Source organism: Microcoleus sp. S13_C5 (genome assembly GCF_036700845.1).
In the GTDB taxonomy this organism is placed as follows: Bacteria; Cyanobacteriota; Cyanobacteriia; order Cyanobacteriales; family Microcoleaceae; genus Microcoleus.
Genome location: NZ_JAUBPR010000152.1, coordinates 1 through 13289 on the forward strand (window position 1 = coordinate 1; position 13289 = coordinate 13289).

At 46.5% G+C, this 13289-nt stretch carries 13 protein-coding genes; 5 read left to right on the forward strand and 8 right to left on the reverse strand.

Going from position 1 to position 13289, the window contains the following annotated elements; translation table 11 throughout:
- Positions 1-215: 215 nt before the first annotated feature.
- Positions 216-968, reverse strand: coding sequence for a biotin/lipoate A/B protein ligase family protein (locus QUA04_RS25840; RefSeq protein ID WP_333262595.1), 753 nt, complete (start codon positions 966-968; stop codon positions 216-218).
- Between the two features lie 143 nt (positions 969-1111).
- Here QUA04_RS25840 and QUA04_RS25845 point away from each other — a divergent pair, with 143 nt between their 5' ends.
- Both QUA04_RS25845 and QUA04_RS25850 read left to right on the forward strand, forming a co-directional pair.
- Complete coding sequence (locus QUA04_RS25845) at positions 1112-1438, forward strand: thioredoxin domain-containing protein (RefSeq protein ID WP_333262598.1); 327 nt, start codon at positions 1112-1114, stop codon at positions 1436-1438.
- Positions 1439-1667: 229 nt separating this feature from the next.
- Positions 1668-2900 (forward strand): LL-diaminopimelate aminotransferase, encoded by a 1233-nt coding sequence (locus QUA04_RS25850; RefSeq protein ID WP_333262601.1) that lies wholly within the window; start codon positions 1668-1670, stop codon positions 2898-2900.
- 243 nt (positions 2901-3143) lie between these two features.
- Here the strand turns inward: QUA04_RS25850 and QUA04_RS25855 are convergent, their stop codons facing one another.
- Together QUA04_RS25855 and surE are read right to left on the reverse strand one after the other, a co-directional pair.
- On the reverse strand, positions 3144-3542 hold the full coding sequence (locus tag QUA04_RS25855; protein WP_333262604.1) for a hypothetical protein: 399 nt from the start codon (positions 3540-3542) through the stop codon (positions 3144-3146).
- A gap of 127 nt (positions 3543-3669) precedes the next feature.
- Complete coding sequence (gene surE / locus QUA04_RS25860; protein ID WP_333262606.1) at positions 3670-4476, reverse strand: 5'/3'-nucleotidase SurE; 807 nt, start codon at positions 4474-4476, stop codon at positions 3670-3672.
- Positions 4477-4699: 223 nt separating this feature from the next.
- Between surE and pheS the strand changes: the two genes are divergently transcribed.
- Positions 4700-5704 carry a phenylalanine--tRNA ligase subunit alpha gene (pheS, locus tag QUA04_RS25865; RefSeq protein ID WP_333262608.1) on the forward strand — a complete coding sequence of 335 codons (1005 nt, stop codon included), beginning with the start codon at positions 4700-4702 and terminating at the stop codon, positions 5702-5704.
- A 219-nt stretch (positions 5705-5923) separates the two neighbouring features.
- Here pheS and QUA04_RS25870 read toward each other — a convergent pair whose 3' ends face one another.
- The 3 genes from QUA04_RS25870 to QUA04_RS25880 form a co-directional block, all read right to left on the reverse strand.
- On the reverse strand, positions 5924-6397 hold the full coding sequence (locus tag QUA04_RS25870) for a hypothetical protein (RefSeq protein WP_333262611.1): 474 nt from the start codon (positions 6395-6397) through the stop codon (positions 5924-5926).
- Positions 6398-7038: 641 nt separating this feature from the next.
- Positions 7039-8742, reverse strand: coding sequence for a hypothetical protein (locus tag QUA04_RS25875; RefSeq protein WP_333262614.1), 1704 nt, complete (start codon positions 8740-8742; stop codon positions 7039-7041).
- A gap of 690 nt (positions 8743-9432) precedes the next feature.
- On the reverse strand, positions 9433-9912 hold the full coding sequence (locus QUA04_RS25880) for an NUDIX domain-containing protein (RefSeq protein ID WP_333262616.1): 480 nt from the start codon (positions 9910-9912) through the stop codon (positions 9433-9435).
- Between the two features lie 152 nt (positions 9913-10064).
- On the opposite strand from QUA04_RS25880, the gene QUA04_RS25885 reads away from it, so the two are divergent.
- Both QUA04_RS25885 and QUA04_RS25890 read left to right on the forward strand, forming a co-directional pair.
- Positions 10065-10766: an alpha/beta fold hydrolase gene (locus QUA04_RS25885; RefSeq protein WP_333262620.1), complete on the forward strand. Its 702-nt coding sequence runs from the start codon at positions 10065-10067 to the stop codon at positions 10764-10766.
- Between the two features lie 235 nt (positions 10767-11001).
- Positions 11002-11304 carry a hypothetical protein gene (locus QUA04_RS25890; protein WP_333262623.1) on the forward strand — a complete coding sequence of 101 codons (303 nt, stop codon included), beginning with the start codon at positions 11002-11004 and terminating at the stop codon, positions 11302-11304.
- Positions 11305-11383: 79 nt separating this feature from the next.
- Here the strand turns inward: QUA04_RS25890 and QUA04_RS25895 are convergent, their stop codons facing one another.
- On the reverse strand, positions 11384-11689 hold the full coding sequence (locus QUA04_RS25895) for a hypothetical protein (protein WP_333262627.1): 306 nt from the start codon (positions 11687-11689) through the stop codon (positions 11384-11386).
- A gap of 707 nt (positions 11690-12396) precedes the next feature.
- Complete coding sequence (locus QUA04_RS25900; protein ID WP_333262630.1) at positions 12397-12933, reverse strand: hypothetical protein; 537 nt, start codon at positions 12931-12933, stop codon at positions 12397-12399.
- Between the last annotated feature and the right edge of the window lie 356 nt (positions 12934-13289).

Genomic DNA, 13289 nt, shown 5'->3' on the forward strand with positions numbered 1-13289 from the left:
AATCGTTTGGGAGTTTTGTGTTTCCGAATCTATCTTCCTTTCCTTCTGCTTGAATATCTGCGGAATGTGGGTTTTAATACAATAAGTGTACCAGTTTTTAACTTCTATTAGTAACAGCCAATATGGCCGTTCCCCAACAAATAATTTTTATTGTAGAACAGCCAACATGGCTGTTCCGAAAAGGCTGCCGGAAAGCCCGCAGCCAAATATGCAGATTAAATTGGAAACAGCTTATTACTTGTTAATTTCAAAATATCATGCCATTCCCGATCCGAAAGTGGCTGCAGTTTCAAATCAATTTGAAAACAGCGACAAGCCGCCGCACTTAAAACATCAATTACAGTTGCAATCAAATCATCTCCCCCTTCAGATAGAGGTAATTGCACAGGCATTAATTCCTCCCCAAACACTTGAGAAAACAAACGAACATCCGGCTGCAAACGCATCGAACCGTGCTGCAAAATAGCATCACCCCGTCGCAATTGCGCGCTACCAATTAACTTACAGCCATCAAGTGTAACTAAATCCGCACCCGTCGCAGTACCAAAACAATTGGGATTGTGAATATAACCCCGTCCAGCTTCCCCGTATTGCAAATCCAAACCCATCGCCCTCCAACCCTCAATCAAAAACTCGCAAATAGTCTGATAAGCTTTCATACGGCTGCTTCCAAATCCCGACGCCACAACTGCATAAGTTAAATCCCCTTGGTGCAACACGGCGCGCCCGCCGCTGGGCCTCCTCACCAACTCCACAGGCATTCCCTGCCAAGACAACTGCTGCCAAAACTCCGGCCACCTGCGCTGGTGGTAGCCCAAGGAAATCGCCGCCGGTTGCCAAGTGTAAAATCGCAGAGTTGGCGGATGTTTGCCCGCTAGATGCTGTTCCAGTAGCCATTGGTCGAGCGCCATCTGCACGCTACCAGACGCCGACAACAGTGGAATTAAACGCCATACAGAATTAGCCATCAGTCCCCAGTCCTGAGTTCGCACTCAATAATTCGCAGAATGTTTTAAAATTAGTAACAGTTTTTTGGGCCTGTCTTCTCCGTTGGTGAAAGTTTTACCGAGCCGGTGCTTTAGAAATAAATAGAAAAAATAATCGCAGAACCATGAGCAACAGTGTAATTGTCATTAACGACGAAAAATTTGAAACAGAAGTCCTGAAAGCAGAGCAACCAGTGCTTGCCTATTTTTGGGCTACTTGGTGCGGGCCTTGCAAACTGATCGCGCCTTCGATAGACTGGGTGGCGGCCAACTACAGCGATCGGCTGAAAGTGGTTAAAATGGAAATTGACCCCAATCCTACTACTGTCAAGCAGTATAAAGTAGAAGGAGTCCCAGCTCTCCGGCTGTTTAAAAATGCCGAAGTAGTGCTTTCTCACGAGGGAGCTATTACCAAACAAACTTTGGTCGGTTTGCTCGACGCTCACTTATAAAGTTTGGAAATGATTCGGGAGTTTCCAACTCCCAACTTACAATTATAGCAATCGCAATTTTTTTTTTAAACATCTCTCTTTTATCCTCGATATTCCTCTCTGACTCGGCGCCCTCTGCGCTCTCTGCGGTTAGTAAAAAAAAAATCACAAAGCCAATAAAAATGCCATATAAAAAATAATTTAGATAAGATAAAAATATTCTTTAAAATTCCCCAAAAATACAGAAAATATGCAATTTGCTAAACGTTTAGATCCACTGCAATTTAATGTATTTGCCGATATGGATCGGGCAAAAGCTCAAGCTAGAGCAGCGGGGCAAAATGTGATTGACTTGTCTCTGGGTTCTTCAGATTTGCCGACGGCTGCTCATATTACAGATGCGATCGCACATTCTCTGTCCGACACCAGCACTCACGGCTATTTGCTGTTTAACGGGACGAAATCTTTTAGGGAAGCAGCAGCTATTTGGTACAAGCAAAAATTTGGGATTGCAGTCAATCCAGAAACAGAAGTGCTGCCGTTAATTGGTTCCCAAGAAGGCACGGCGCATATGCCTTTAGCTGTACTCAACCCTGGAGATTTTGCTTTGTTGCTCGATCCGGGCTATCCTTCCCACGCGGGCGGTGTGCATTTGGCTGGCGGTCAAATTTATCCGATGCCGATATTAGCAGAAAATGGATTTTTGCCGATATTTGAAGATATTCCGGCAGCAGTGCTTGCTGAGTCGAAGATGATGGTTTTGAGCTATCCTCACAATCCTACAACTGCGATCGCCCCGGTTGCTTTTTTTGAGAAAGCTGTGGCTTTTTGTCGAGAACATCGGCTGGTTTTAGTTCACGATTTCCCTTATGTGGATTTGGTGTTTGACGATTCCGTAGGGGCGGTGCCCCCGTGCCCGCCCTCTGGTAACGAGGAAGAATATCGAAAATTGATGGCGCCGTCAATCTTTCAGGCGGATCGAGATAAGAGTGTGGCGATCGAGTTTTTTACACTATCCAAATCCTACAGTATGGGAGGTTTTCGAGTCGGATATGCGATCGGCAATTCCGAACTAATTGCAGCGCTGCGCCAGGTAAAAGCCGCAGTGGATTTCAACCAATACCGAGGGATTTTGAACGGAGCGATCGCAGCATTAAGCGGCCCTCAAGATACCGTCAGAACCAGCGTAGAAACCTTCAGAAAACGGCGGGATGCCTTTGTAAACGCGCTACAGGGCATCGGCTGGCAAGTACCCGTACCCCCTGCCACCATGTACGTCTGGGCGAAACTGCCGGAACCTTGGGCCCAAGATTCCGTGAAATTTTGCACTCAGCTAGTACAGAGTACAGGAGTCGCCGCTTCCCCCGGTGCCGGTTTCGGGAAATCAGGAGAAGGCTACGTGCGATTTGCCTTAGTCGAGTCGCCAGCAATTTTGGAAACAGCAGTTAGAAAAATTGCTGAGTTTCTAAATTTAGCCAAGTGATATGTGTCAACTTAACTCGAAACACCCTCGTGAGACTTAAGCCAACCAGACTTGAGCTTTTAGGCAGGGGTTAAAACCCCTGCCGGACTGGGGTTTTGAAGTTTTTGGGCACAGGATGAAGGACACGGCGTTTAAGTGCTTACCCGTAGCTCAAGATGGATGCAATTGCTAAAATAGTGTGATTTCTACCTAAAGGAATAGATATTTGCACGCAGTATCTGTCACAATTTCTTTTAAGAAATGTTAACGTGAGACATCTTGGGAATTACCAGTTCCGCTCACCCACTCTAAAAGTCCTTGAACTGAATTCTGTCGGGGTAGCGATTGTTCCGTAGCGGCTAGCGCACACCCGAAAAAGACCACACTGCCCAAAATTGCAATCAGCGGAAAAGGCTTACCCAGCCCAAAGTCCCGCTGAAGGCGAGCTAACGGTCTGCTCTCGCGCCTGAGCATCTTTCCCACCGTCAGTTGTTTGAGACTAAAAGGATCGCGCACAAAATGACCGCTCCAGCTAATTACCATATGAGAATGGCAGTGGGGACAAGTGAATAATCCACTGACCATCCCGACTGGGCCTACGACGCTGGAACGGTTGCAGATCGGGCAAGTGACAGAATGAGTGTTATAGGTGGGAGCGTTCATAACTGTTTTTCTTGAGTAAAAAAAACTAACAAGTAATTGGGAGCCTGTGTTAACGCCTAAGGTATAGACCTTGAGAGGCACTTTTCCTTAATTCTTAGTTTACCGCTCCGATCGGGTCGATCGGAGCTCACTGCTTGGGAAAACCTTCAAATTGCCAATCCCGCAACGAGTGCAAGTCGGGAGTACAGGTGAGATTATATTGCAAAGGAGTTACGGTTATTCTGTTGTCGCGAATAGCTTGTACGTCCGTAGGAATATCATGCGGCACCGCCGAATCGGCGATTTCTTCTACATCTTCTAACAATTCCCCAGCCAGCCAATAATAAGTTTTGCCGCGCGGATCAGTGCGCTTTTGAAATATGTCGAAATAGCGGCGAATGCCTTGACGGGCGATCGCAACTCCGATAATTTCTGCTTGTGTGACTGCCGGTATGTTGACATTCAACAGCATCGGTTTCGCCATTGGCTGTTTTTCCAACTGTGCCAGCAAGGTGACAGCGAAATCCACCGCCGGCCCAAATTCCTGCGAAGTAAAGCTCGCGAGGCTAAAAGCAATGCTGGGAATGCCTTCCATAATTCCTTCCATTGCTGCCGAAACCGTACCCGAACAGATGATATCCGTGCCTAAATTGGGCCCGTGGTTGATACCGGAAAGGACAAAATCCGGCGGTTTGTCAAGTAAAGCCCACAAAGCAAGTTTCACGCAGTCGGCGGGAGTGCCCGAACAGGCCCAAGCTTGGACGGCGGGATCAAAAATAGATTCGACAATTTCGGCGCGGATGGGTTGGTGCAAGGTAAGGCCGTGGCCGGTAGCGGAGCGCTCTCTGTCGGGACAAACTACGCTCACGTCGTGGCCAACGGCGGCGAGAGCGTTGGCGAGGCTGCGGATGCCTTGTGCAAAGATGCCGTCGTCGTTGCTAATTAAAAGTTTCATTGAAATTTTTATAGGCCTTATAACAATACTAAACTAGATTCAACTAGGGCGATCGCTCTAACATCGAATTACCTATTACAAATTATCCGTAACTGCCGCAAATCTAAAATCTAAAATCTAAAATCTAAAATCAACAAGACTGTAGAGCCAAAATTGCGCTAAACTCAACTTGGCCCAAAACTGCCATCAATCTAAAATCTAAAATCTAAAATCTAAAATCAAAATGACTGTCCAGCTAAGCGACATTGAAACTCAACTAGAAACCCTCGGCCAAGAGTCCAAAAGTGCGATCGCCACTGCCAATACCCTCGAACAACTCGAACAGTTGCGCGTCGGCTACCTCGGCAAAAAAGGCCAACTTTCTCAAATTTTAGGCATGATGGGCAAACTGTCGCCAGACCAGCGACCCAAAGTAGGTGCGATCGCCAATACAGTTAAAGAAGCCCTGCAAGCCGATTTAGAAGACAAGCGCGCCGCCCTCCAAACCGCCCAAATAGGAGCCAAATTAGCCTCAGAAACCATTGATGTCACCATGCCGGGGATTTTTCGTCCTCAAGGCCGTATTCACCCCTTAAACGCCGTCATAGACCGCGCTCTCGATATCTTTGTCGGCCTCGGCTACACCGTCGCCAACGGCCCGGAAATGGAAACAGATTATTACAACTTCGAGGCGCTTAACACCCCGCCAGACCACCCAGCGCGGGATATGCAAGATACATTTTACCTACCAGGCGGCGACTTGCTGCGGACTCAGACATCATCAGTGCAAATTCGCTACATGGAACAGCACAAACCGCCGATTCGGATTGTCTCTCCCGGCCGCGTTTACCGCCGCGATACTGTCGATGCTACTCACGCGGCAGTCTTCCACCAAATTGAGCTTTTAGCAATTGATGAAGGTTTGACATTTACTGACTTGAAAGGCACGATTAAAGAGTTTTTGCGGCAAATGTTCGGGCAAGATTTGCCGATTCGTTTCCGCACCAGTTACTTTCCGTTTACGGAACCTTCTGCCGAAGTTGATTTGCAGTGGAACGGCAAATGGCTGGAAGTTTTAGGCTGCGGAACGGTCGATCCGAATGTTCTTAAAGGAGTCGGTTTAGATCCAGAAAAATATACTGGGTTTGCGGCCGGTTTTGGTGTCGAGCGGTTCGCAATGGTACTTTATGAAATCGACGACATTCGCCGGGTTTATGCTAGCGATTTGCGCTTTTTGCGACAATTTTAAACAAGGGCTTGGGGTCGCTTACATGAGCCGTCTAAAGGTCTTGGTCAATGTACATCAATCTTTCATTTTCAAGTAAGTAAGTACAAATAAACATTACTTGGGGAGAGGGCGGGTTCTGCAACGATCGACTCGCCCTTACTGTAGATAAGCCCTAAAGCCGCCCCTACAAGCCCCTGCAAGATATTATTGTTTTTTTGCGCTTACCTACTTATTTATTGTCTACTTGCCAAAAACACCCTTGATGCTGTCAACAGCGCTCTCGACAGCGTTCTTGGTATTATCTACTGCTTTCTGAGTCCGAGCTGAATCTTCCGATGCTCTTTTCTCAATTGTGGCCGCATCTTTCTTAGCTTTGCGCTCTACTACACTACCATCCTCCGATGCTCGATCGACTTTAGCAGCATTTGTCTTGGCAGTTTCCTTAACCTTCTTTTCTGTATCTCGGATGAAGTTCTTGGTTCGTCCAGCATCTTTGCTGGCTTTTTCTTGAACCCCATCGCCCGCATCTGCTGTTGCTGCCATCGAGTTTACAGCAGGAGAAGCCATTGCTGCGGTGTTCGAGAAGAACGCACCAGACCAGACGAAGGCCATCGCACAGACGCAAAGCACAGTTGCAACGATCGAGCGCCCTAAAGTCGAAAGCCGTTTCGTAAAATAATTCAGTTTCATAGAATACAAAAGAAGATGTGACATTCTATTTTTACTCGATCAGAGCGATCGGCGTAACCGTTCTCTAGATAGAGGTTATCCGCCGACGAGCCGTTAAAAAAGTTCACTCTTTTGATAGATCCAAGCAAGGAATGTCAGTCAATTGTAGATTTGAGATTTGAGATTTGAGATTTGAGGTTTGAGATTTGACTCCCCAACCGCCATTTGGAATCTTGAACTTTGGTCAGTAGATTGTAGATTTTAGATTAAAGATTAAACAATTGATATCAAATGTTAGGAGCGGAATCATTCATATATCTCTTCTCTGCATCTGCGTGAATCTGCGTCAATCCCTTGTTATCTGCGGTTAATAAATTGTCTTTTTTTCACCGCAGATGAGGGCAGATAAACACAGATTAACGCAGATGAATGATATCAATTCCGGTTGCAGCATCTATCCGTGATTGTTGACTGTTGACTGGATTTTACCCAGACGATGCTGCCGGATTTGATATGAGTCCACCACCGGAGCGCATATTCGCGCGCTTAAGTAGATAGGCGCGAAAAATTATCTTGATGCAACTAAACATTAACTAGCGTGATTCAAGTTAAATTTAACACATTGTTTACGGCCAGTAAGTATAGCAACCCATTCCCCTACCGGATTGCCAATTACCGATGCCCAATTAATTTTCGGTAGCGGCCGGAGATGGCGCAGCTTCCGGCGAGGGCGACACTTCCGGGGCCGGAGATGGCGACACTTCGGCGGCCGGAGATGGCGCAGCTTCCGGCGAGGGCGACACTTGCGGCTGCGGGGACTCTTCGGCAGCAGGAGATGGCGACACTTGCGGCTGCGGAGACACTTCGGGGGCAGGAGATGGCGACACTTGCGGCTGCGGAGACACTTCGGCGGGCTGCGGTTGAGGAGAAGGCGACTGTTCCGCAGGTGGTTTCGGTTCAGGCGAGGGCGACGGTTGAGCCGCGGGCTTGGGTGCGGGCGGCGACGGTTTGGCCCCTGGCTGCGCTTTAGTGGAGGGGGTCGGCGGCTTCTCAAACTGCGGTTTCACTTCAGTAGGCGCTGGCGAAGGCGACTGGCCTGTTGGTCTGGGCGCTGTCGGGGCGGGCGCTGGCTGCTGGCCTGGTGGGTTGGGCCTGGTTGGGGTGACAGGAATGCCACTACAAACTTTTTCGTCGTACTTAAACTCGACAGCCAGTTGGTAAAGCTTGTGCGTCCTGGCTGCAGAAAATGTTAGAGAAGGGCTAATAATCGCAATTTTAGCTGCATTATCGAGAATACCGTAACCCGTGGGGACGATCGGCTGTGGCTCGGCCTTGAGCAAGCCTTGAGGGCTGACAACTGCTCCAAAAACTGCTGTTCCTTGGAGTTTTTGCGAGCAAGCTGTTACGGGATAAGGGACATTCACAGGAGTCGGGCCCGTCATTTCCAAGTCAGGATAAGCCTTTTTAAATTTCTCAAACAAAGCAACATAGGTATTTGCAGCCGCAAGCTGTGTCTCTCTGTCGGTGGGTAAGTTTGAACCCGGTTGACCGGACTGTCCTAGCTGTCGCTGTCCCTCTTCAAATTGTTGCCTCCTGATTCTTTCTTCGGGAGTTTCTGCGATGAGATTCCTTTTATTGGGATCTTTTTGAGTCAATTTTGGTACTCCATCGGGTCCCACATTCCTGCCAATTGGGAATTCCGGGGTAAAGACTGGAGCTCCGTCTGGAAATAGTGGGAGTCCGCCTCTACTGGCTATGATCTTTTTGAGCGCCTCTGCTTCATCTTCCGAGCCGCCGCCCGGAAGCTGGGGCGCTTCTGGCAGCGATGGCGGTGGCGGGATATTGCGATCGAAATTACCAGGTAAGGGTGGGAAAAGCAAACCGCTGGGAGGTACGGGTGGGACGAAAGTGGGTGTTGGCTGGGAGGGGGCTCTAACTGTTGGGGATGGAGTTTTGGGAGGTGGCGGGGCTGTTGGGGCCGTTAAGGGCGGGAGAGGGGAAGAAGGCAGAGGGGAAAAGAATCCAGGAGGGGGCATTCCCGGCGGCATGGCCGGCAAGTTGATGGTATCAGGTGCGGGGGGCAAGGGCGGGGCTAACTTTGGCGCTGGCCGAAGGGGAACTGGTGCGATCGAAAATGGCGTAAATCGCGTATTAGACGGTCTCGGTGGTATGGTTTGTGGCAGGCGGCTGGCTTCTGCGGGAGTTAGCTCTACTAAGCCGACAGAACCGGGGATATTTTTTGAAGAATTTCCACCATAAAGTATGTTTGAGAGCGTCGGGGCACTTACTCCGAGCACTCCGTGGAGGCTGACAGAAGCTAGGGCTGCCCACCAATAAGGCTGGCGCAGCGGTTGGGAAAGGGTGTTTGCTAGGGAGGAAGAGTCAGTCATTTAAATTTTAGATTTTAGATTTTAGATTTTAGATTGGGGGATTGGGAGATGGTTAGATTTTAGATTTTAGATTGGGGGATTGGGAGATGGTTAGATTGGGGGATTGGGGGATTGGGGGATTGGGAGATGGTTAGATTTTAGATTTTAGATTGGGGGATTGAGTGATTGGGGGATTGGTAATTTATATTGTTGTTGTTGTGATTGAGTCTGAATTCGTTTTAATGAGGAGAGGTTGGGAATTCAAAGGTATAATTTTAGCACGGTCGGTATCGAAATTGCCCGATCGACTTTTATTCAGATTTCGCGACCCTCACATCCAGCACTCAAGCCTAGAAACCGGGTTTTTTGGCTGGTTCAACGCTTTTATAGCAACCGCCAATAGGGTGAGGAGGTTGTTAATTGCTGAAACCATTGTTTTTCTTGCCTACTGCCTTTAGCCGAATCCTATACGCGGTTTCTCAGATATTGTTGAGAATGGTGAGCGGGGCGTCAGGCGAGCCGGACTGGGGCGATGGAAAAAACAGACTGCGCCGCTGCTATACCGTCTTTTTCCGGGATCTGGAGCGCCACTAATTCATTAAACACGATCGCTCCAACGGATCGACCCCTGTTTCCAATTCGGTTACACAACCGGATTCATCCATGGAAGTAATTATTCAATCCAAAATCCAAAATCCAAAATCGATGGATTCACCAGCGATAGCGGTAAGTTTTGAAAGGAGCTCCCTCGATGGTGAGCAAGTCAATGGGATAAATTGGAGCGCCGCTTGCCATATATTGAAACATTTCCCGAACTTCCTCTCCCCGTAGAGACAACTGGTCTAATTCCTTGAGAGAATACCAGCCAGCGCACAAAGTATGCTCATCCGGCTTACTCTTGGGTGGCGTCTTATCTTGTGGACGAGCCACAAAAATGACTCGAAGGCGCACATTGCCCCTAGGCATCACTGTGTGCTCTACCCGGAGAATTCCCTCAACGATGATGGAAATGCCCGCTTCCTCCAGGGTATTCCGCATAGCAGCTTCCAGCAAAGTCTCCCCTTTTTCCACTCGCCCTGCTGGGAGATACCACTGCTGCTCGTACTTGCGCTCTTGTACCAGTAGAAAACGGTCTTCTAAGTGAACGACAACTAGGGTAAAATACCATGTTTGAATCGGCTCGCGAGCCATAGAAGTAGATATTCCCTAAGCAAAAGGTTAAACGAGCGGCAGATGTTAGCAATCCAAAGGATGCTTCGGCAAGCGTCTTTGAACTTGAAAAACAGATCGTAGCACTCCGGCCGCAAAATCTAAAATCTAAAATCTAAAATCTAAAATTGACAATGCCATTACCAACCGTGATTTTACCAGGATATTTTGCTGCTGCTTCCGACTATCGCGAATTAGAAAAATCTCTGGTCGATCGAGGTTTCCCAACAGTAACAGTGCCTCTGGGCAAGGGAGATTGGTTGCCGACTTTTGGTGGGCGGTCGATGGTGCCAATTTTGCGACAGCTCGATCGCACGGTCAAACAAATGTTACAGCAATACGGGGTTCCCCAGATCAATCTCGTCGGTCATTCCGCCGGCGGCTGGATTTCTCGCATCTATTTGGGCGAAAAGCCTTACACGATTCACGGCGACGTGCTTGAGGATGCGGGTTTGTGGGAAGCTCACCCTTATGTGAATACTTTAATCACTTTAGGCACGCCGCACGTCTCTCAAGAGCGCTGGACTCGCAAAAATCTAGATTTTGTCAAAATTCACTATCCGGGGGCTTTTCACCCGCAGGTGCGCTATGTGTGCGCTGCTGGGAAGGCTGTTTTTGGCAAGCGCGGTTTTGGGACTTGGCTGGCTTATAAAAGTTACGAATTGACTGTGGGGAAGGGCGAAACTTGGGGAGATGGAATTACGCCGGTGGAAGCTGCTATTTTGGACGGGGCCGAAAATTTGGTGTTGGAGGGGGTTTGGCATTCGCCTCGTTCTCCGGGGAAGTGGTACGGTTCCCCGGAGGTTTTGCCAACTTGGATTGGGTATTTGTGTTAGAAACGAACCGCGAAGACGCGAAGGACGCGAAGGAAGAAGGAGAAGAAAATACAAGGAGCGGCTTTTTTTTTAATCTAGATCGGAATGGAGTAAACTCCTACGAAACTAACCCTTGCGATGCGATGTTTACTTAAATTTTTATCGCTAACTGAATAGAATAGATTGAAAAAATATTTTATGTGGCATTATCGGTAAGATTCCGAATTCACGGCGAACAACACAATCAAATTAGAGGTTGGCTGGGGTGGAATTGGGGGACAATGCTACTGTGCGCTTGACCGCAGATCAGGAACCTCAGCCGGATGGTTTGTGGAGAATTGATGCCGGGGGTCGATCGCAAATTAGTGATGATGATTATGTGCGATCGCACTCTGTACAATCATCGCAGTGTTTGGTATTTGGTGGCAAGGGCGATCGCTCTTTTTTTACTCAGGCCTCGCTATCCGTACAATCATCGGATTGTTTGGTATTGGGTGTGAGGGACGATCGTTCTTTATGCGTGATGAGGCGATCGCTATTAGGGCAATCATCGCATTAGAATGGTAGAAATGGGTAACATTGTGAGTGGAAAAAGAGGTTGGATTTCATTGCGTCAACCCAACCTACCAGCTCATAAATCAATCATCCCTCGGTGATTGCTTTTTCTCAGATGTTGTTTGCTTCTCTCTGGCCGCCTCATCTTCCGATTGATATCTGCTCGATTTATCTGGTGCGGTTAATCCCAGAAGTCCACCCAGTACCAATGCTGCTATTTCAAAATACTTTGAGCAAACAGGATTGTCTCTAAAAATGATTTGGGGTTGAGTTCCAGCAGCTCTTGAAGTAACTGGGGGGTATTCTACTTGCACTACACAAATTTTATCACTTTTGAGAGTGATCGCCAGAGCACCAATAATCACAACCAAAGCAATAATAGGACGCATTCCATTATGATCTAAGAACTTAATAATCCCGTTCATATCTTTACACCATACCCTAATAGTCAATGTGCGGCTTAATACACTATTACAGGGATTAAACGACAAGCGTTTAATCCCTAAATTTACTGTTTAATTTTTCTCCTATGGTTCTTAGAAATCAGGATATTTTTTATAAAAAAAATTCAATTTTGTTCACAATTTTTGAAGTTTTTTACTCTGTTTAAATTTATTTAGTACAGTTTTGTACAATGTTGTTAAAAAGTGCTCTAATATACAAAATTCTCACATCTTGCTCATTGGTAACAAGTTAAGCTAAGAAAGCATTTGTCAATCAGCAATTATGCTCAACATTTACTTGGATTTTGAGCCCAAAACTGAGATTTGGGCGATCGTGCGATCGTGCCGAGGGTGATATTTATACCTATTCCCTCTCAAATCGTGAATGTTCCACTCCTAAAAAAGCAGTTTTTTTGAGTAATATTACTGATTGACAAATGCAATTAAGTCTTAACTTGTCACCAATGGTTATCAGAAAAAGCAAATAGTGATCGCTCTTTATGATTGGTGATGCGATCGCTATCTTTACAAGCATCCCATGAGAATGGTGGAAATGATAAAATTGTGATTGTAAAAAAAGTTGGGTTGAATTCATGAAACCCAACATACTAGCACATCCAGCCTAATTTACTGGGTAAAATAAATCCCAAAAACTAGCGGTAAAATTTCTGACCATCTGAATAAAAAACAATATCGTTACGGATATTATTGGGATAAAGGTAGGGCATTTTCAGATCAGACAGACCATCATTATTATTATCGATGGACTCAATCGGTCCAACAACAGAATTTGGGTTCAAGTTACCTTTACCGCTTCTCCACCAGATGCTAGAGTTAAAGTTCTTCCCGTCCGAGGTCAATACCCATATTCCAACATCAAAGTTTCCATAGTCATACAGACAAGCAATATCGGACTTTTTATCACCATTGAATTCACCAACAGTACAACTAACTATTTTTGAGAAGTTCGTATCTCCCCGACGTGTTGCATACCATTGTTGCCAGGTTTTACCATCATTAACTTCTACTGCTACAGCAAGAGAGCCTACCTCTCGAATCCGAGCTTCCTGAGTTTGTGTGCCATCAAACTTTCCTCGTAATCCAGATATTTGTGAATATGCTGCTTCAATCGAACTAAAAACTGTAGCTACGACACCGATAGAAATTAAAAGTCTCATGAGTATTTTCATAATTGCCTCCCAGCTAAAAATGTACAAAAATGGTCAATCTTCTAGCTAACTATTTATTAGACCGCAACAGCGGCATAACACGCTACTACAGGGTATAAAACCGCAAGCATTCTAACCATAAACTTAGGTTTAAATAATTTTCCCATTATTTATTAATAAATCCGGGATTTTTTTATTCAAAAAAGTCCTATTTTGGCGATAACTTTATCCTACTTTCACTCTCTTTAAGTAGTTAAGCAAAATTAATTATATAATTATCTCCAAATTCTTTAAGAATTATTTCGACAGATGAAACAAGAGATTGCCAGCTAGAGTAGGCATCTATTTCGAGCCATTGATATTTGATAAACCGCCAC